We start from the raw sequence: 18,516 nt of genomic DNA, 5'->3' as shown, positions 1-18,516 counted from the left end.
CGACGCACGAAATCCGTTACCGGAAACGGCCTCTCCCATCTGACAATCAGGGACCACCCAGGGGAGGAACACATGAGCCAGGACCACCTGACTCTTCATGAGCTGCTGCCGCCGCACGAGCTGGCGGCAGCGCTCGACGCGGGGCACGTCACGCGCAAGGCACACCCGGAACTGCCGCTGTCCCTCTACACGTACACGAGGACATGCCAGTACGAGCGGGTGTGGAACCGGGTGACCACCCGTTGCCGCGGTCTCGTGGCCGACGACACCACCGGTGAGATCGTCGCGCTGCCGCTGCCGAAGTTCTTCAACGTCGGGGAGCACGAGGCCGGTCAGCCGTACGCCCCCAGCCTCCCCGACGAGCCGTTCGAGGTGTACGACAAGGTCGACGGCAGCCTGGCGGTGGTCTTCCACTACGCCGGCCGGTGGCGGGTCGCGTCCAAGGGGTCGTTCGTCAGTGTGCAGGCCACCTGGGCGCAGCGGCTGCTCGACCGGAAGGACACCTCCGGACTCGTACCGGGGGTGACCTACCTCGCCGAGATCCTGTACCCGGAGAACCGGATCGTCGTGGACTACGGCGACCGGCGCGACGTGGTGCTGCTGGCCGCGTTCGCCAAGGACGGCACCGAGGTCGCCCTGGCGGAGGCCGCGGCCGGCTGGCACGGCATCGGCTCGGTCGTCACCGTCCGGCCCGCCCTGCCGCTCACCGAACTGCTGGCCCTGACGGACGGCAACCGGCTCCCGGACGGCGGGGCCGCCACCGGGACCGACGCGGAGGGCTTCGTGCTGCGCTTCGCCTCGGGTGTCCGGGCCAAGGCCAAGTTCGCCGAGTACGTACGGCTGCACAAGGTGCTCACCGGGGTGACCGAGCGGGACATCTGGCGCGGTCACGGCATCCAGCGGTTCGCCGGCCTGCCCGCCAAGCAGGTGGCGCAGGCGCTGAACTGCTCGGCCGCGGACGTCGTCGCGTCCGGCGGCCGGCCCCTGGACGCGCTGCTGGAGCAGGTGCCCGACGAGTTCGACGCCTGGGTGCGCGGGGTCGTCGCGGGCATCGAGAAGCAGGTGGAGGACCGCGAGCGGGCGATCGACGAGGCGTTCCGGTCCCTCGCCCCGCTCGCCGGCGACCGCGGGGCCTTCGCCCGCGCGGTGCGGGAGCTGCCCGACGCGGCCGTACGCCCCGCCATGTTCCTGCGCCTGGACGACCGAACCACCGAACTCGTGACGTACCGTTCCACCCGGCCGGAGGCGTCCGACCCCTTCAAGAACGACGAGGAGAACTGACCGTGCCCGTGGTACACGTCATGACGGGCCTTCCCGCCTCCGGGAAGACGACGGCCGCGCGCAGGCTGCAGGCGGAGGCGGAGGCGGAGGGGCGGATGCGCCGCGTCAACCTCGACGATCTGCGGGCGATGCTCGACGTCCCGCTGCCGGAGGGGGCCGGGCGCCGGTCGTACGCGCACGAGCAGACCGTGCTGGCGATCCAGGACGCGGCCGTGCGGGCGGCCGTGGACGACGGCTTCGACGTCGTGGTGGACAACACCCATATGACACCGCACATCCCGAAGCGGCTGAAGGCGGCCGTCGCGGGGCAGGCCACGTTCGTCGTGCACGACTTCACCGACGTACCGGTGGAGGAGTGCCTGCGGCGCGACGCCGCGCGGGAGCGGCCGGTCGGCGAGGAGATCATCCGGATCCTGGCGGACAAGCACGAGAAGTCCCGCCGGGGTGGCTGGCGGCTCACCGCGGAGTGGTTCAACGACCAGCCGCCCGTCGAGCCGTACACCGCCGACCCCGCGCTCCCCTCCGCGGTCATGTGCGACATCGACGGCACCCTCGCCCTCCGGGGCGACCGGGGCGCCTACGACTTCACCCGCTGCGAGGAGGATCTGCTGAACGTGTCGGTGCGCGGCGCGCTGCGCGCCTTCCGCGGTGCCGACGGCGACGCCGTCGTCCTGCTCTCCGGGCGCGGGGAGGAGCACCGGGAGCGGACGGAGGCGTGGCTGCGGGCGCACGAGGTGCCGTACGACGAGCTGTGGATGCGGGCCGCCGGTGACCAGCGCCGCGACGACGTGGTGAAGGCGGAACTCTTCGACCGGCACGTACGCCACCGCTACGCGGTGCGGGTCTCCCTCGACGACCGCGACCGGGTGGTCGCCGTGTGGCGCCGGATGGGGCTGCCCACCTGGCAGGTCAACTACGGCAGCTTCTAGCCGACGCGTACGGGGAGGTGACGCGGGCCGGGGGGTGACGCGGGCCCGGGAGGTGATGCGGGCCCGGGAGGTGACGCGGGCCCGGGAGGTGACGCGGGCGGGCCGGTGGGCGTCCGCTGGTAAAATGGGGGCGCGCTTCGTCAGCGTTGGGGCCCGTACCGAGGGGTACGGGCCCCGGCGCGTTCCGGGCGCCAGACCAGGAAAGGTTCCCCCATGAACGCGAAGCCGCCGGCCTCCGGGCCCTCCTCCGCCGGCACATCCGGACGGGCCTCCGGGCCGCAGGGTGAGCCACCGGCGCCGGACGCGGCCGCCGGGGATCTGCCGCCGGCCGGGTCCTTCGACGCGCTCGGGCTGCCGCCGGAGCTGCTGCGGGCCATGACCGGCCTCGGCGTGACGGAACCCTTCCCGATCCAGGCGGCGACACTGCCGAACGCGCTGGCCGGCCGCGACATCCTCGGCCGCGCGCGGACCGGGTCGGGCAAGACGCTGGCGTTCGGCCTCGCGCTGCTCGTCCGCTCGGCGGGCCGGCGGGCGGAGTCGAAGCGTCCGCTCGCCCTGGTCCTGGTGCCGACCCGGGAACTCGCGCAGCAGGTGACCGACGCGCTGACGCCGTACGCGGGCACGCTGGGGGTACGGCTGGCGACGGTGGTGGGCGGGCTGTCCATCAACAAGCAGCAGGCCGCGCTGCGGGCCGGCGCCGAGGTGGTCGTGGCGACGCCGGGGCGGCTCGCCGACCTGGTGTCGCGCCGGGACTGCGTGCTGAACCAGGTACGGATCACGGTGCTGGACGAGGCGGACCAGATGTGCGATCTGGGCTTCCTGCCGCAGGTCTCGGAGATCCTGGAGCAGGTCCCCTCCGACGGACAGCGGCTGCTGTTCTCCGCCACCCTCGACCGCGACGTCGACCAGCTGGTGCGCGACCATCTGCATGATCCGGTGCTTGCCTCCGTCGACCGGGTCGCGGGCTCGGTCACCACGATGGAACACCATGTGCTGAACATCCACGGCGCCGACAAGTACGCGACCGCCACCGAGATCGCCGCGCGCGACGGCCGGGTGCTCATGTTCCTGGACACCAAGGCCGGCGTCGACCAGTTCACCCGCCATCTGCGGGCCAGCGGCGTACGGGCCGGTGCCCTGCACAGCGGGAAGTCGCAGCCGCAGCGCACGCACACGCTCGGCCAGTTCAGGGACGGCCAGATCACCGTACTGGTGGCGACCAACGTCGCGGCGCGGGGCATCCACATCGACGCGCTCGATCTCGTCGTCAACGTCGACCCGCCCGCGGACGCCAAGGACTATCTGCACCGGGGCGGGCGCACGGCCCGTGCCGGCGAGTCCGGGAAGGTGGTCACGCTGGTCACGCCCAACCAGCGGCGCGACGTGAACCGGATGATGTCGGACGCCGGGATCCGCCCAACGGTCACCCAAGTACGGTCCGGCGAGGCGCAGTTGACCGCGATCACCGGGGCGAGGCGGCCGCCGGCCGCGCCGAAGGCGAGCGGCGGCAACGCGCCCTTCCGCGGCATGGGCACCCGCCCCGGCCGCCCCGCGAAGGAGTCCCGCAAGGCCGCCGAGGCACGCAAGGCGGCGGAGGCCCGCGCGGCGGCCCGGGTGCGCAAGAGCCGCTGACCCGGGCGGTCCGGGCTCAGGTGCCGGGCGCGAGGCCGAGGCGGGCGAGGGCCGACGTGCCGGCGGCGGTGTGGCCGTCTGCGGCGAGCAGCAGCGTACGGGCCGACTGGTAGGGGCAGCCCGCCGCGTCGAACGCCTTCGCGACGGCGAGCCGGTGGGACAGGTCACCGTCCAGGAGGGCCTGCGCGCGGTCCAGTTGGGCCGTGACGACGGGGTTCCCGGCGACCAGGGCACGGCCTGCGGCGACCCGTTCGCGGGCCTCGGGGTGGCCGGTGAGGACCGACGCCTCCGCCCGCAGGCCCACGTACCAGTGCCGCCAGATCCAGGAGACCCACTTCCACACCTGGTCCGGAGCCGGAGCGAGCCGTACCAGGGCCGCCTCCGCGTCGCCGTGGTGGAGCAGGACCATGGCGTCGAAGACCGCGCCGTAGCCGTGGTGGTGCTCCGCCGCGGTGCCCGCCTCCGTGACGATGCCCAGCCACGTCTCCCGGGCGTCGTGGTCGCCGCGCAGGCCGTGGATCAGGGCGACCGACGCGGCGGCCGGGCCGAGCGAGAAGGAGCGTTTACGGTCGCTGCGCCGCCAGGCGTCGAGGAAGCGCTCGCTGCCGGTGAGGACGTCGGCGGCGTTGCCCGCGAAGGCGTCCACGACCAGCAGCCAGGACGTGGCGTGGTGCTGCACCTCGGCGAACAGGTGCTGGTCGGCGAGCTGCCGGGCCCAGCCGCGGGCCTGCGGCAGCCGGCCCACGCCGAGGGCGGTCCCGGCGGCCATGGCCAGGGCGTCCATCCTCTCGTGCGTGCGGGCGGGGGTGGGTGGCACCGGGGCGAGGACCTCGATCCGGCGCCGGGCGGCGGCCGCCGCGCCGAAGGAGTCACCGGCCCAGGTGCGGGCGCCGGAGAGCGCGTCGAGGGCGGCGGACTCGGCCACCGGGTCACCCACCCGTCGGGCGAGATCGACGGCGCGTTCCGCGTAACCGACCGTCTCCTGCGCGGTGTTGTCCACATCCCCCTGCACCGCGCCGAAGGCATCCGCGACGACCGCTGCCTCGGCGAGGGCGAGGGCGGCCGTGGCTGCGGCGGCAGCTCGTCGCGGGGCGGCGGCGGGCGAGACGAACCCCGGGGTCACGAGCGACGGATCAGCCTCCCCACGGACCGTGCCGGAAGCATCCGCGGCAACCGCAGCCGACGGCTCGCCCCCGCCGGCGGGGGCCACGACCGGCAGGCCGGTTCCAGCGTCCGGCGGCAGGTACGCCTTCGCGTCCGGCGCAGGGTCGGTGGCGGACGACCGGCGGCGGGCCCGCGTGAGCAGGGCGGTGACCTCGTCCACGGACGGGAGCCGGGCGAACTCGCTGGAGAAGCGGTAGGCGACGGTGGCGGCCGCCGCCAGGTCGCACGCCGCACCGGCGGTGTCACCGGCCCGCCCTGCGGCCTCGGCGGCAGCGCGGTGGAGGCGGAACATGTCGTCGCCGAGCCTGCGGCAACCGGCCACCGCGGCGGCCTCCCGCAGCGCCTCGGCAGCGGCGGCGGCACCGGCCGCGTCACCGGCCGAGCCCACCCCACCCTCCGCGCCGACAGCACTCGCGAGCGCCGCCGCCTGCTCGTACCGCTGCTGGGACTCGCCCGGCAGGTTGCGGGTGAAGGCAAGTCCGGCCAGGGAGAGGGCCAGGCGGTGGGCCTTCGGGCGGTGCTCCGGGCGGTCGGCGGCCAGGGCGAGGGCGGCGCGCAGGTCGTCGGCCACGGCGTCGAAACGGGCGCGCCAGTCCGCGCCCCCGGTGCCGGTGAGCGCGGCCGCTTCGGCCAGACACCGGTCCAGGTGACGGGACCGGACGTCCGTCAGCTCGGCGGCGGCGGCGAGCCGCTCGGTGCCGTACTGGCGGATGGTCTCCAGCGCCTGGTAGCGGGTGCCGGTCGCGGTCGGTGTCGCGGTCAGCAGGCTCTGTTCGGCGAGCCGGCCGAGCCCGTCGGTGACCTCGGCCGCGTCCAGCGGGGCGAATCCGGCGACGGCCGCGGCCGCCTCGGCGGTGAACGGCACGACGAAGACCGAGATCCGGCGCAGCAGCGCCCGGTCCGGCGGCTCCAGCAGCTCGTGGCTCCAGTCCAGCGCCGCCCGCACCGACCGGTGCCGGTCCTCCGCGCGGGGCCCTCCGGAGAGGATCCGCAGCTGGTCGGAGAGGCCGGCGGTGAGACCGTCCAGGCCGAGGGTGGGCCACCGCGCGGCCGCGAGTTCGATGGCGAGCGCCATACCGTCGAGCCGTTCGCAGACGGCCGCGATCCGGTTCCGTTCGGCCGGTTCCGGTGGCCGGCCGAACGCCGCGGCCCGTTCCAGGAACAGGGTCACGGCGTCCGACTCGGCGCCGCCGTCCCAGGACAGCGGCGGCACGGGGAACACCCACTCGAAGGGCACCAGCATCCGGGCGCGGCTCGTCGCGAGGACCCGTAGTCGCGGGCAGGCGACCAACAGCCGTTCCAGGAACGGCGCGACCCCGTCGCGTATCTGCTCGCAGTTGTCCAGCACCAGGAGCACCTGACGGTCCGCCAGGGCGGTCAGCACCGACTCGTCGACGCCGCGCCCGGGCTGTTCGCCCACCCCCACGGCCGCCGCGATCGCGGCCCCCACCCGCGCCGGGTCGGTGACCGGGGCCAGGTCGACGAACCACACCCCGTCGGCGAAGTCGCCCGCCGCGTCGGCCGCCACCGCCAGCGCGAGACGGGTCTTGCCCACTCCGCCGGGACCGACCGCGGTCACCTGACGGCGCGTCTTCACCGCCTCCGCCAGCTCGGCGCGCTCGCGGGCCCGGCCGATGAACGCGGTCAGCGGGGCCGGGAGGGCGGGTGCCGGGCGGGGCCGCTCCGCACGCGCCATGTCGGCCGCGCGGCGGGAGAGCGCCCGCCGGTCCGGCTCGCCGAGCTTGCGCAGCAGGGCGGAGACGTGCGACTCGACCGTGCGTACGGAGATGAACAGCCGCGCGGAGATCTCCGCGTTGCTGAGGTGCTCACCGAGCAACGCGAGCACTTCGGCTTCCCGGGCCGAGACCGCCGGACTGGACATCGCACCATTATCCGCTGCTCCGTGGCGTCTCCGTGGTGGATTCCGTGCTCACCACGGAGGCGGGCGACGGCCCCCCGGGGACAAGCTGTTGACCACGGCGATCGCACCGGGCGGACACCGCCGGGAGGGTCGCGGCCCGCCCCACCGAACCGAGGAGCAGACAGTGACGAAGACGGGTTCGTCCACCGCCCCACGCCCCCGTACGCGGCGGCGCACGGACACCGAGCACCGGCTCGCCCACGACGTCGACGTCTGGGTGGCCAGCGCCTCGGCGGACGGTGTGCCGTATCTGGTGCCGCTGTCCTTCGACTGGGACGGCGAGACCCTGCTGGTGGCCACCCCGGCCGACAGCCCGACCGGCCGGAACCTGGCCGCGAACCGGACCACACGGCTGGGACTGGGCGCGACCCGTGACGTGTCCATGATTGAGGGCCGGGTCGAGGTGCTCCCGATCGACGCGCCGCCGCGGGAACGCGGGGACCGGTTCGCCGCGCGCACCGGCTTCGACCCCCGGATGTCGGCCACGTCGTACCTCTGGTTCCGCATCACCCCGCGCCGCGTCCAGGCGTGGCGCGAGGCGGACGAATTGCCGGGGCGTGAGCTGATGCGCGACGGCCGCTGGCTCGGCTGAGCCATCTGTCGGGCACGTCCCCCCGGGCCACGCCCGGCAGAACAAACCGACGAACCGATGAACCGACGAACTGACACACCGACAGCGCGAGGAAGGAAACCCACCATGACCACCGCACGCAAGCCCACCAGGAGCGCCGGCACGGCCGAGGCGAAGTTCGAGGGGTTCACCGCCGAGGAACGCGAGGCGATGAAGGAGCACGCCCAGGAGCTGAAGACGTCCGCCCGGCGCGGCCCGCGCAAGGCCGCGGCGGACGGGGAGGGCGACGTGCTCGCGAAGATCGCCGCGATGGCGGACGCGGACCGCGTTCTCGCCGAACGGGTGCACGAGATCGTACGGACCGTCGCGCCGGATCTCGCGCCGAGGCTCTGGTACGGCATGCCCGCGTACGCCCGGGACGGCAAGGTCGTCTGCTTCTTCCAGAGCGCGCAGAAGTTCAAGTCACGGTACGCCACGCTCGGTTTCAGCGACCAGGCACGTCTCGACGAGGGCACGCTGTGGCCCACCACGTACGCCCTCACCGAACCGACCGCCGAGACGGAGGCCCGGATCGGCGAGCTGATCGGGCGGGCCGCCGGCTGAGACGGGGCCGAGACGCGGCCGTCGTCGCCGGGACCGGTGTCCGGCTCCCTCGCCGCACCTACGATGGGACCATGCCCGTCGTCCTCTTCGCAGGTATCCCGGTGAACGACTACACAGCGGCGCTCTCCTGGTACGAGCGGCTGTTCGGTTCCCCGCCGACGTTCTTCCCGAACGACGCGGAGGCGGTGTGGGAGCTGGCCGAGCACCGCTATGTGTACATCGAGCACCGCCCGGGGCGCGGCGGCCACGCCCTGCAGACCGTCTTCGTCGACGACCTGGACGCCCGCGTCGCCGGGATCTCCGGCCGGGGTCTGGAACCCCGCACCCGCGAGACGTACGCGAACGGTGTACGCAAGGTCACGTACGAGGACCCGGACGGGAACGAGATCGGCTTCGGCGGCGGCCCGGGCTGACCGGCCCTCCGGACCCCGGACCTGCCGGGCCCGACCCCGGCCGGATGCGCCGGCCCCGCGCAGGCCCCGTGCACGGCAGCTGGTCCGGATCGGCGTGCCGGCGTCACGGCGGAGGCGTATGGTCCGCATATGGGTGACGTTCGGGGTGTTCGGGGCACGGTCGCGCCGCCGGTCCGGGGCGGGTGAGGGCGTGCCCGGTGCCGGCGCCGTCGGTCCGGAGACGCTGGAGTCCGTGCTGACCGAGGTCGCCCGGGAGTGCGGCACGTCGGCCACGGCGGCGTATCTGCCGGCACCGGACGAGCCGGTGCTGCAGCTGGCCGTGCTGGGCGGGATCCCCTGGGAGATCTCCATGCCCTGGGCGCGGGTGGCGCTGAAGGCGTCCTCCCCGGTGTCCGACGCCGTCCGGGAGCGCCGGTTGGTCTCGGTGAGCGGGCAGGAGGAGCTGGCGCGGCGGTATCCCCGGCTGGCGCTGGTCGTGCCGTACCGCTTCACCCTGGTCGCCGTACCGATCACCACGGGCCAGGACGTCTGGGGTGGCCTGGTGCTGCAGTGGCCGGCCGCGCATCCCCCGCGACCGAGCCCGCGGGAACGGGAGAAGATCACCGAAGCCTGTCACCGACTGGGACGGCTCCTGCGGACGGCGGCCGAGGACGGCCACCCGGTACTTCCCGCCGCCGAGCCGGTGATGCTGCCCCCGCCCCGGAAGCGGACCGCCGGCCCCGAGGAGGCGCAGGCCGCGGTGGACTTCGCCGAACGCCTGCCGGGCGGCTGCTGCTCCCTCGGGGTCGACGGACGGATCTCCTTCGTCAGCACCACGGCCGCCGAACTGCTCGGCGCCGGCATCGAGGACCTGCTCGGGGCCAAGCCGTGGGAGGCGTTGCGCTGGCTCGACGAGCCGACCGCCGAGGACAGCTACCGGGCGGCCGTGCTCAGCCAGGAACCCGTGTCCTACCTCGCCCTGCGCCCGCCCGACCGGTGGCTGTCCTTCAGTCTCGTGCCGGACGCCTCCGGCATCAGCGTCCACATCGCACCGACCCACTCGGCCCACGCCCACGCCCCGGTGACGGCCCCCGGCGTGTCGCGTCCCTCCTCCCCCGCCGCACCGGGACGCGCCACCACGCTCTACCAGCTCATGCATCTGGCCGCCACGCTCACCGAGGCCGTCGGTGTGCGGGACGTGGTCGACCAGGTCGCCGACCAGGTGCTGCCCGCCTTCGGCGCCTCGGCCCTGGCACTGATGACGGCGGAGGACGGCCGGCTGCGGATCATCGGCTACCGCGGCTACACCGCCGAGCTGATAGAACGCTTCGACGCGGCCCCGCTCACCTCGGACACCCCGGCCGTACGCGCGCTGACCACCGGTGTGCCGGCGTTCTTCGCCACCTTCGCCGACCTCAAGCGCGCGTACCCGCCCGCGGTGCACCAGGACGCCCGGGCCGCCTGGGCCTTCCTCCCGCTGATCACCTCGGGGCGCCCGGTCGGCTCCCTCGTCCTCGCCTACGACCGGCCCCACCCCTTCACCGCGGAGGAGCGCGGCGTCCTCATCTCCGCCGCCGGGCTGATCGCGCAGGCCCTGGACCGGGCCCGGCTGTACGACGCCAAGCACCAGCTCGCCCGCAACCTCCAGGCCGGGCTGCTCCCCCACACACTGCCCCGGGTCGTCGGTCTGGACGTGGCCGCCCGCTATCTCCCGGCCACCCTCGGCATGGAGATCGGCGGCGACTTCTACGACCTCATCCGTCTCGACTCCACCACGGCCGCCGCCGCCATCGGCGACGTGCAGGGGCACAACGTGAACGCCGCCGCCCTGATGGGGCAGGTCCGCACCGCCGTCCACGCGACCGCGGGCGCGGCCCCCGACGAGGTCCTGACCCGGACCAACCGGCTGCTCACCGACCTCGACCCGGACCTGTTCACCAGCTGCCTCTACGCCCACCTCGACCTGGGCGCGCACACCGCCTGTCTGGCCACCGCCGGGCACCCGCCCCCGCTGCTGCGCCACCCCGACGGCCGCACCGAGGCCCTCCGTCTGCCGCCGGGCCTCCTGCTCGGTATCGACCCCGACGCAGGCTACGCGTCCACCGAGATCCCGCTGCCGCCCGGCTCCGTCCTGGCGCTCTACACGGACGGGCTCGTGGAGGCCCCTGGCGTCGACATCGACGACGCGGTCGACGGCCTGGCCCGCGCACTCGCCCGTGCCGATCCGGCCGGGCCCCGCTCCCTGGACGCCGTCGCCGACACCCTCGTCCAGCATGCCCGTCGCTCCGCGCCGCGCAGCGACGACATCGCGCTGCTGCTCATCCACCCGACGTGAGAGAAGGCCGCGGTCGCCGTACAACCTGTGCGGCGTTCGACCGGTCTTCCTCACCGAACGGAACAAACCGACCCTTTGTACCGACTCGTTCCAACGGGGGAGCACATGAACGCCCATCGCACCCGCCGCGGCATCACCGCGGTTCTCACCGTCCTGCTGGCGGCCACGCTCGGCGCCGCCGGAGCCGGCGCGTCGAGCGCGGACACCGCCCCGCGGCAGCAGACCCGCGAGATCGCCTCGTCCACCCTGGGCTCCGACTACCGGATCACGCTGACCGCGCTGCGCTCGACGGAGGACGAGTACGCCGCCTCCGTGCGCCTGCGGGTCTTCACCCGGTCCGGCGACGCCTGGAAGGAGTCGGACCGGGTGACCGTCGGGGACGTCAACGGCTGGTTCTGGTACCCCCTCACCGGCAAGGGCGCGGTCTGTCAGCTCTCGACGGCTAGTACCGAGCCCGCCCCCCTGACGGTGAGCCTGCTGCTCACTCCGTCGCTCGGCTGCTCCGATCCCGCCCACTTCCTGGTGAAGCAGGGCAGGATCGAGACGGCCTGAGCCCGCCCGCGGCAGGCCGGCTCGTTCAGCTCCCCCCGGGCGCCCGTCTCTTCAGGCGCGGTACGCGGTCGAAGACCGCGGCGAGGCGGGCCGCCTGGGTGAAGAGGGTGGCCGGGCGGGAGCGGTCGGCGTCGAGGTGAGTGAGGGTCTTCATGCCGAGGTAGAGGGCGACCGCCGCGCCGGCGAGTGCAACGGACCCGGACCACCGACCCGAGGGGTTTGCCGCGCAGCAGGATCACGAGCCGCCCTTCGGCCAGGTCCTCCCACTTCCTTGTCTCGAGGGCCAGTTGGGCGGCCAGGCGCGTTCCGGAGCGCGCGCCCGCCTACAGCTCCTGGACCGCGGCGATGTGGCCGGTCGCAGTGTCCTCGTCGTACAGCTCGCGCAGGCACGCGATCGTGGGCACCGCGCGGTCGAGGCCGGCCCGCTCGGCCCGGAACCGGTCGATCCGGGCTCCGCTGGTCCGTTCCAGCGCCGCCACCAGAAACCTCGTCCAAGTCCGCGAAGCAGTAGATCACTCCGTGCGGAAGTCGCCAGCCCGGGCTCTCATCGCCCGCGCGGTGGTCGCGCCGTGGCGGTTGCGGACGAGACAGTCGAGAGCGCCCTGCATGACGCGGTCGCGGGTGTGTCGGGAGGCAGCGCCCGGACCTGACCCGCGGGCAGCGAAGTGGGCCTTCGATTCGAACTTGCCGGGGAAGGTACACCCAGCTCCCGAGGACAGAAACAAATGAGCAGATCACTGCAACGAACCCGAATCGCCAGCTTGTGCCGATAGAGGCTACACCTCGACCCAGGTATCACCTGAACTCACCAAGTCCAATCACCAGAGAAAAGACCAGGCCGATGAGAATATGGGAAAGAATAAGCGTCGAAGTGAAAAACTTCACAGTTTCCGGAGCGCCGAGTTCCACTACGGCACGCGAGAGAGATTGACCTAATGGCCTTTCGATCAACAGGACAAAGCTCCGCAAACCTCCAAGTCGCGACTGGATCTCATACATTGAATGGCTCAATCCAATCCGAAGCAAACGGAACCGGCATGCAATGATGCCCAGGTCAAGCACAAGGAAACCGAGCGAATACACATTGACCACGGAGGCATCAAGTGAAGAAGCACGTAAGGACGCTTTCCGCCGGGCTATCGATGGGGGTGACCATCCTTGCGGCAACCGTATCGGCAACAACTCCGGCGGCAGCCGCACCCAAAAGCTTGAATTGGCATGTCGAAAAATCTGAGGCCTACTGCAGGTCACTGCCCGACCGCACGCCCGTGCAGCAGATGAAAAAGGCAGAATGCAATTCTCTAGTTCTCATCACGACCTCGATCGTCATGAACGAAGCAATAAGCAAGGGAGTATCCACAGCTAAAATCGCAGCGCGCAAGAATTGGCCCGGACCTGGCCACTGAGAATACGTCGCTGGCTTCCTGGTCGACGACCGCGCCGCGGGCGACTTCGCCTGGTCGCTCCGCACCTTCATGGAGCGGGCGCCGGGCCGCTCCGGGAGGGAGTCAAGCATCGCGTCCGAGACGGCCACCCCGCGGCCCGCGGTTTCAGCGAGGCGTACGAGGCGCGGTACGGGGAGCGTCCCGGCTGGTACGCGGCGGAGGCGTACGACGCGGTGCTGTTCCTGGCCGAGGCGTGTGTCAGCGGGGGCGCGGTGTTGACGGAACGGGGCGCGATCGTACGCCGGATGCGTGAAGTGACCTACAAGGGTGTCAGCCGGACCGTCGCCCACACCGCGGACCCGTGATGCCACCACGACGCGCTGTACCTGTTCCGCGTGGTCGGCCGGGAGTTCGACTTTCACGGGCAGTACCAGCGGGCGGACGTGTGGGACGGGTGCGTCCGGGCCGGTCGTCGGGGGTGCGGGCACGGACAGGGTCAGCGGCGGGGCGGGGGCCGGGGCCGCGGGTGGTCAACGGCGCCGGGTCCGAGGGGCTATCGTGCCTTCATGTCGCAGGACCTGATTCGTATCGTTTCCCGAGACTCGCCCATGGCCCTGGCCCAGGTGGAGCGTGTACGCGCCGAACTCGCCGTGCTGCACCCGGCGCTGCGCACCGAAGTGGTTCCCGTGAAGACGACCGGGGACAAGTGGATGGGCGATCTCTCCCAGGTCGAGGGCAAGGGGGCGTTCACCAAGGAGGTCGACGCCGCGCTCGTCGCCGGCGAGGCGGATCTCGCCGTGCACTGCGTGAAGGACATTCCCGCCGACCGGCCCCTCCCGGCGGGCACCATGTTCGCTGCGTTCCTGAAGCGGGACGACATCCGCGACGCGCTCGTTGACCCCGCCGGCCGCACCCTCGACGAGCTGCCCGCGGGAACCCGGATCGGCACCTCCTCCGTACGGCGCACCGCTCAACTCGCCGCGTCGCACCCGCACCTGGAGTGCGTACCGTTCCGCGGCAACGCCAACCGCCGGCTGGAGAAGCTCGCCGCGGGCGAGGCGGACGCGCTGCTGCTGGCCGTGTCCGGGCTGGAGCGGATCGGCCGGGCGGACGTGATCAGCGAGATCCTGTCCGTGGAGACGATGATGCCGCCGATCGGCGCGGGTGTCCTGGCACTGCAGTGCCAGGAGGGCGACGCGCTCACGATCGACACCGTCAGCGGGCTCGGTGACCCGGACACCCATCGCGAGACCCTCGCCGAACGGATGTTCCTGCACGTCCTCCAGGGCCACTGCAACAGCCCCATCGCCGGTTTCGCCCGCACGGACCGCGGCGGCGAACTCTCCCTGCGCGCCTCCGTGTTCACCCCCGACGGCAAGACGGTCCTCAACGCCCACGAATGGGCCGGCCGCCTCGACCCCGCCACCCTGGGCACCTCGGTCGCCGTCGCCCTGCTCCGCCAGGGTGCCCGCGACCTCATCGACGGCATCGCGCACTGAACCTCGCGTCCGCGAGGGCGGTGCGTACGTCACGTCAGGCGACGCGCCGGGTCAGTACCTGGCCCGGCCAGGTGCCGGAGCGGAAGGGCTCGGTGGCGGTGAAGCCGTTGCGTTCGTAGAACCTGACGAGCCGGCCGCCGCCGCCCGCCCAGCAGTCGACCCGGAGGAGCCGGACGCCCGCCCGGCGGGTCTCCTCGGCGGCATGGGCCAGCAGGGCCGCGCCGATGCCCCGGCCGGCCTGCCGTCGGTCGGAGACCAGCAGGCGGACGTACCGCTCGGGTTCTCCCGCCGGGGCGATCGGCAGCTGCGGGCTGGGGCCCGTGTCCAGGATCAGCGCTCCGACGGGAGTTCCGCCCAGCTCGGCGATGTACGGGGTGTTCTCGGTGGTGTACCGCTCGACCCGTGCCGGACCGTCGGCTCGCCGCGAGTACGGGATCGTGCCCCACTGCTCGGTGTTGCCGTTCTCGTTCATCCAGGCCACCGCCCCGTCGAGCATGGCGAGGACGGCCGGGGCGTCGTCCGGCCCGCCGGGGCGGATGCGTATGCCGTGGGGGGTGTGGGTCACGGTGGAAGTCTAGTGGGGGTGCGGCGTGACCTGCGTGGGGGTGTCGTGCACCTGGGGGCATCTTGCCCGGGGGCGTCCCGCGCGAAGATGTCCCGGGTGAAGATGTCCCGGGTGAAGATGTCCTGCGTGAGGGTGTCCTACGGGCGGAGGTCGAGTTCGCGGTCACCGAGCGGCTGGAAGTAGCGCTCCACGGCGTCGTCGGTGACGTCGGCGAGGGTGGCCGGGGACCAGCGCGGAGCGCGGTCCTTGTCGATGACCTGGGCGCGGATGCCCTCGACGAGGTCGGCGGTGGCCAGGGCCGCGCAGGAGACGCGGTACTCCTGCTCCAGCACGCGTTCCAGGGAGTCCAGCCGCCGGGCGCGGCGCACGGCGGTGAGCGTGACCTTGACGGCGGTGGGCGACTTGGCGAGCAGCGTCTCGGCGGTCTCCTTCGCCGCCGGGTCGCCGTGGGCGAGGAGCCGGTCGACGATCTCCTCGGCCGTGCCGGCGGCGAAGCAGGAGTCGATCCACTCCCGGCGGGCGGCCAGCTCGCCGGGCGGTGGCCGCCGCACATGCCGGGAGACCGCTTCCTCCGCGGGCAGTTCGGCCAGGTCGTCGAGGAGGTGACCGAGGGAGGCGGAGGGTACGTAGTGGTCGGCGAGGCCGCACAGCAGGGCGTCCCCGGCGCCGACGGGTGCGCCCGTCAGGGCGAGGAGGGTGCCGAGTTCACCCGGCGCGAGAGCCAGCAGGCGGGTGCCGCCGACGTCCGGTACGAAGCCGATGCCGGTCTCGGGCATGGCGATCCTCGACCGCTCGGTGACGACGCGGACGCTGCCGTGCGCGGAGACGCCGACTCCGCCGCCCATCACGATGCCGTCCATGACGGCGACGTACGGCTTGGGGCAGCGGGCGATGCGGGCGTTGAGGCGGTACTCGTCGCGCCAGAACGCGGCCGAGGCGGACCCGTCCCCGTCGCGGGCGTCGTCGTGGACGACCCGGATGTCGCCGCCCGCGCACAGGCCCCGCTCCCCCGCGCCGGTGATGACGACGGTGTCCACGGCCGGGTCGTGCTCCCAGGCGGTCAGCGCCTCGTCGATGCGCCGCACCATGGTGTGGTTGAGGGCGTTGAGGGCCCTCGGGCGGTTGAGGACGATGTGGGCGGCCCGGCCGGCGGTGCGCAGCAGGACGGGCTCCTCCCCGCCGCCGGTCACCGGCAGGCCCCCGTCGTCGGACCTCGGGCCACGCTGACGCGCATGATCTCGCCGGTTCCTTTCGGGTCGCCGCCGCTGAGCCCGCCGAGCGTACCCGACCTCTTCCCGCACACCCCTGCCGACCCCAGGGCCCCGTGGACGACGTAAGGGCCCTGGCGGACGAGCCGGGGCCGGTCCTTCGCCTTACGGGGGCGTCCCGACGGCGCCGCCGGCCGCCGCCTACGCCCGTCCCCGCTCCGGGGGTTTCCGCCAGATCCTGATCTCGGTGGCCGGAAGACGCTCCGCGAACGGGTGCAGGCCGGGAGCCGTCTCCTCCAGCAGCGCCCGCAGGTCCCGCTCGAACTCCTCCCGCCTGTCGCCGAACAGGTGCGGCGCCGCGTCGGACCGGGAGAACGTCCACGCGACGAGGTCGTCCGTGGTGCGGGTGACGACATCGCCGCCCGGCACCACATGGCGGGCGAAGTGCACGAAGCCGGCGCGCGCGACGACCAGTTCCTCCCCGCCCGGCGTGCCGTCGACCAGCACACCCTGCCCCGCGCGGCGCACGGGGCCCAGGTACCGGCGCACCAGCTCACGGATGCGTTCGTACGGCGGCGCGGGCGACGGTGGCGGCGCGGGGGCGGGGGGCGGGTCCTGCAGTTCGCTCACGTGGACGAACGCGCCGCCCGGTTCCAGCATCTCCCGCACGACGGCCGCGACCCGGTCACGGTGCGTCCAGTGGAAGGACTGCGCGAACACCACGGCCCGGAACTCCCCCAGGCCCGCGGGCAGGTCCTCGGCGCGGGCGGCCACCCAGCGCGCATGGGTCACCCCGCGCCGTCCGGCCTGCCGCCGGGCCTCGGCCAGCATGTCCTCGTCCGGATCGACACCGACCACCTCGGCGAAGAACCGCGCCATCGGCAACAGCACGGTGCCGGGACCACAGCCGACGTCGAGGAGTCTGCCCCGGCCGTCCAGACCGAGGGCACCGGCGAGCGTCTCGGGAAAGCCCGGGGCGTACGGGAGCCGGCCTCGCGCGTAGTGGGCCGCGCTGCCCCGGAAGAGCGTCCGGTCCCACTGCCATCCGTCAGGCATGCCGTCCCCGCTCCCGCGCCGACTTCGGTGAGCGGCGCCCGCTAGAGCGCGAACCCCAGCAGGGCGACTTCGAGAGGAAGCGCGGGGCGCTCGGGGAGGGCGGGCGGGTCCTGGCCCCGTCCGGTGTGAGTGGGCGGGACGGGGCGGAGGGTCTTGATGCCCTCGGTGGCCCATCCCGCGTCCGTCGGAGGCAGCGACAGGGTCATACGGCGGCCGTCGGCCAGCGTGGTCTCGAACGTGGTCGGGTCGATCGTCGTCATGGCAACCCACTTCCGTCGCGCACCGGGTGCGGTCCAGCCTCACCAGTAGGGACGCCTGTTCGGGCCGAGAAGTTCCCACGCCCGCGCGAGGCCGCCCCACCCCGGACCGCCCCGAGCCCCCGCCGACCGGTCCGCCCCCGCCCGGTCTTTCCGCCCAGGTCCGCCAGAAATCTGAACTGGCGTACGGGGAAAGGGTGTCGGGACGTAAATTGTGTCCGGAACTCCTCGCTTCGGCTGAAAGACGGACGGTAGACATGACCGACCACGCGACCACCCCCGGACCGGCGGCGCAACAGAAGATCGACACCTCGGTGCCGCACTCGGCCCGTATCTGGAACTACTGGCTGGGCGGGAAGGACAACTACCCCGTCGACGAGCAGGCCGGCGACGCGTACACCGCCGTGTTCCCCGGCATCGTGACCATCGCCCGCAGCAGCCGCGCGTTCCTGCGCCGCAACATCACCTACCTGGTCGCCGAGGCGGGCATCCGCCAGTTCCTCGACGTCGGAACGGGCCTGCCGACCGCGGACAACACCCATGAGGTCGCCCAGCGGATCGCCCCCGAGACGCGCATCGTCTACGTGGACAACGATCCGCTGGTCCTGGCCCACGCCCGGGCCCTCCTCCACTCAACCCCGCAGGGGGCGACCGCCTACGTCGAGTCGAACGTGCTCGACCCGGACGACATCCTCGCGGCGGCCGCCGAGACCCTCGACCTGAGCCGGCCCACCGCCCTGATCCTCAGCAACATCCTGGGCCACGTCGCCGACCACGACCAGGCCCGTTCCATCATCGACCGGTTGCTGGGGGCGCTGCCGTCCGGCAGCTACCTGTCCATCAACGACGGCTCCCGGGGCATCGACCCGGTCTTCGAGCGGGCCCAGGACGGGTACAACGAGAGCGGCGCCGTGCCCTACAACCTGCGCACGGTCGAGGAGATCACCTCGTTCTTCGACGGCCTGGAACTGCTGGACCCCGGCGTGGTCTCGGTCCCCCTCTGGCGCCCGGACGCCACCGACCCCGCCCCGGAGGTCATCGCCGAGCACGGCGGCCTCGCCCGCAAGCCGTGACGAGCGTCGTACACGCCGTGATGTCACCCGTCGTGGCGCCGCCCGCGTAACGCCTGCGGCCCCACAGCACCGGGCGCCCGTCCCCGTCGGGGG

The 18,516-nt window shown here is 73.1% G+C and carries 20 protein-coding genes; 12 read left to right on the top strand and 8 right to left on the bottom strand.

The window, feature by feature from the left end; genetic code table 11:
- Nucleotides 1-72: 72 nt before the first annotated feature.
- The 3 genes from ACFU5F_RS31545 (at nucleotide 73) to ACFU5F_RS31535 (ending at nucleotide 3,842) form a co-directional block, all read left to right on the top strand.
- Nucleotides 73-1,281, top strand: coding sequence for a T4 RnlA family RNA ligase (locus ACFU5F_RS31545; RefSeq protein WP_383894601.1), 1,209 nt, complete (start codon nucleotides 73-75; stop codon nucleotides 1,279-1,281).
- 2 nt (nucleotides 1,282-1,283) lie between these two features.
- A complete protein-coding gene (locus tag ACFU5F_RS31540) occupies nucleotides 1,284-2,210 on the top strand; it encodes an AAA family ATPase (RefSeq protein ID WP_383894598.1) in 927 nt (308 codons plus the stop codon).
- Nucleotides 2,211-2,423: 213 nt separating this feature from the next.
- Nucleotides 2,424-3,842 carry a DEAD/DEAH box helicase gene (locus ACFU5F_RS31535; RefSeq protein WP_383894595.1) on the top strand — a complete coding sequence of 473 codons (1,419 nt, stop codon included), beginning with the start codon at nucleotides 2,424-2,426 and terminating at the stop codon, nucleotides 3,840-3,842.
- Nucleotides 3,843-3,858: 16 nt separating this feature from the next.
- Here the strand turns inward: ACFU5F_RS31535 and ACFU5F_RS31530 are convergent, their stop codons facing one another.
- Nucleotides 3,859-6,888, bottom strand: coding sequence for an ATP-binding protein (locus ACFU5F_RS31530; protein WP_383894592.1), 3,030 nt, complete (start codon nucleotides 6,886-6,888; stop codon nucleotides 3,859-3,861).
- 163 nt (nucleotides 6,889-7,051) lie between these two features.
- Between ACFU5F_RS31530 and ACFU5F_RS31525 the strand changes: the two genes are divergently transcribed.
- The 5 genes from ACFU5F_RS31525 to ACFU5F_RS31505 all read left to right on the top strand — a co-directional run bounded on the left by ACFU5F_RS31525 (nucleotide 7,052) and on the right by ACFU5F_RS31505 (nucleotide 11,380).
- Nucleotides 7,052-7,519, top strand: coding sequence for a pyridoxamine 5'-phosphate oxidase family protein (locus ACFU5F_RS31525; protein ID WP_383894589.1), 468 nt, complete (start codon nucleotides 7,052-7,054; stop codon nucleotides 7,517-7,519).
- 105 nt (nucleotides 7,520-7,624) lie between these two features.
- Nucleotides 7,625-8,101 (top strand): iron chaperone, encoded by a 477-nt coding sequence (locus tag ACFU5F_RS31520; protein WP_383894586.1) that lies wholly within the window; start codon nucleotides 7,625-7,627, stop codon nucleotides 8,099-8,101.
- 71 nt (nucleotides 8,102-8,172) lie between these two features.
- Nucleotides 8,173-8,514, top strand: coding sequence for a VOC family protein (locus ACFU5F_RS31515; RefSeq protein ID WP_383894583.1), 342 nt, complete (start codon nucleotides 8,173-8,175; stop codon nucleotides 8,512-8,514).
- Nucleotides 8,515-8,632: 118 nt separating this feature from the next.
- A complete protein-coding gene (locus ACFU5F_RS31510; RefSeq protein ID WP_383894581.1) occupies nucleotides 8,633-10,828 on the top strand; it encodes a SpoIIE family protein phosphatase in 2,196 nt (731 codons plus the stop codon).
- A 105-nt stretch (nucleotides 10,829-10,933) separates the two neighbouring features.
- Nucleotides 10,934-11,380, top strand: coding sequence for a hypothetical protein (locus tag ACFU5F_RS31505; protein ID WP_383894579.1), 447 nt, complete (start codon nucleotides 10,934-10,936; stop codon nucleotides 11,378-11,380).
- Between the two features lie 25 nt (nucleotides 11,381-11,405).
- Here ACFU5F_RS31505 and ACFU5F_RS31500 read toward each other — a convergent pair whose 3' ends face one another.
- The 3 genes from ACFU5F_RS31500 to ACFU5F_RS31490 all read right to left on the bottom strand — a co-directional run bounded on the left by ACFU5F_RS31500 (nucleotide 11,406) and on the right by ACFU5F_RS31490 (nucleotide 12,472).
- Entirely contained in the window at nucleotides 11,406-11,534 is a 129-nt protein-coding gene (locus ACFU5F_RS31500; protein ID WP_383894577.1) for a hypothetical protein, read from the bottom strand.
- Nucleotides 11,535-11,703: 169 nt separating this feature from the next.
- Nucleotides 11,704-11,859 (bottom strand): hypothetical protein, encoded by a 156-nt coding sequence (locus ACFU5F_RS31495; RefSeq protein WP_383894575.1) that lies wholly within the window; start codon nucleotides 11,857-11,859, stop codon nucleotides 11,704-11,706.
- A gap of 316 nt (nucleotides 11,860-12,175) precedes the next feature.
- Entirely contained in the window at nucleotides 12,176-12,472 is a 297-nt protein-coding gene (locus ACFU5F_RS31490) for a hypothetical protein (protein ID WP_383894572.1), read from the bottom strand.
- An 11-nt stretch (nucleotides 12,473-12,483) separates the two neighbouring features.
- Between ACFU5F_RS31490 and ACFU5F_RS31485 the strand changes: the two genes are divergently transcribed.
- The 3 genes from ACFU5F_RS31485 to hemC all read left to right on the top strand — a co-directional run bounded on the left by ACFU5F_RS31485 (nucleotide 12,484) and on the right by hemC (nucleotide 14,264).
- Entirely contained in the window at nucleotides 12,484-12,786 is a 303-nt protein-coding gene (locus ACFU5F_RS31485; RefSeq protein ID WP_383894569.1) for a hypothetical protein, read from the top strand.
- On the top strand, nucleotides 12,765-13,130 hold the full coding sequence (locus tag ACFU5F_RS31480; RefSeq protein ID WP_383894566.1) for an ABC transporter substrate-binding protein: 366 nt from the start codon (nucleotides 12,765-12,767) through the stop codon (nucleotides 13,128-13,130). The genes ACFU5F_RS31485 and ACFU5F_RS31480 overlap by 22 nt, the downstream gene beginning before the upstream one ends.
- Nucleotides 13,131-13,331: 201 nt before the next feature.
- On the top strand, nucleotides 13,332-14,264 hold the full coding sequence (gene hemC / locus ACFU5F_RS31475) for a hydroxymethylbilane synthase (RefSeq protein ID WP_383894563.1): 933 nt from the start codon (nucleotides 13,332-13,334) through the stop codon (nucleotides 14,262-14,264).
- A 34-nt stretch (nucleotides 14,265-14,298) separates the two neighbouring features.
- Here the strand turns inward: hemC and ACFU5F_RS31470 are convergent, their stop codons facing one another.
- The 4 genes from ACFU5F_RS31470 to ACFU5F_RS31455 all read right to left on the bottom strand — a co-directional run bounded on the left by ACFU5F_RS31470 (nucleotide 14,299) and on the right by ACFU5F_RS31455 (nucleotide 17,353).
- On the bottom strand, nucleotides 14,299-14,829 hold the full coding sequence (locus ACFU5F_RS31470; protein WP_383894561.1) for a GNAT family N-acetyltransferase: 531 nt from the start codon (nucleotides 14,827-14,829) through the stop codon (nucleotides 14,299-14,301).
- A 137-nt stretch (nucleotides 14,830-14,966) separates the two neighbouring features.
- Nucleotides 14,967-16,019 (bottom strand): enoyl-CoA hydratase/isomerase family protein, encoded by a 1,053-nt coding sequence (locus ACFU5F_RS31465; RefSeq protein WP_383894559.1) that lies wholly within the window; start codon nucleotides 16,017-16,019, stop codon nucleotides 14,967-14,969.
- Nucleotides 16,020-16,238: 219 nt separating this feature from the next.
- Nucleotides 16,239-17,093 (bottom strand): class I SAM-dependent methyltransferase, encoded by an 855-nt coding sequence (locus ACFU5F_RS31460; protein ID WP_383894557.1) that lies wholly within the window; start codon nucleotides 17,091-17,093, stop codon nucleotides 16,239-16,241.
- Between the two features lie 41 nt (nucleotides 17,094-17,134).
- Entirely contained in the window at nucleotides 17,135-17,353 is a 219-nt protein-coding gene (locus ACFU5F_RS31455; RefSeq protein ID WP_383894554.1) for a hypothetical protein, read from the bottom strand.
- A gap of 254 nt (nucleotides 17,354-17,607) precedes the next feature.
- On the opposite strand from ACFU5F_RS31455, the gene ACFU5F_RS31450 reads away from it, so the two are divergent.
- Nucleotides 17,608-18,423, top strand: coding sequence for an SAM-dependent methyltransferase (locus ACFU5F_RS31450; protein ID WP_383894551.1), 816 nt, complete (start codon nucleotides 17,608-17,610; stop codon nucleotides 18,421-18,423).
- Nucleotides 18,424-18,516: the final 93 nt, after the last annotated feature.

Source organism: Streptomyces sp. NPDC057438 (assembly GCF_042802995.1).
Taxonomy (GTDB): domain Bacteria; phylum Actinomycetota; class Actinomycetes; order Streptomycetales; family Streptomycetaceae; genus Streptomyces.
The sequence above is the reverse complement of the archived record's forward strand: the minus strand, read 5'-3'. Positions and strand labels throughout refer to the sequence as shown.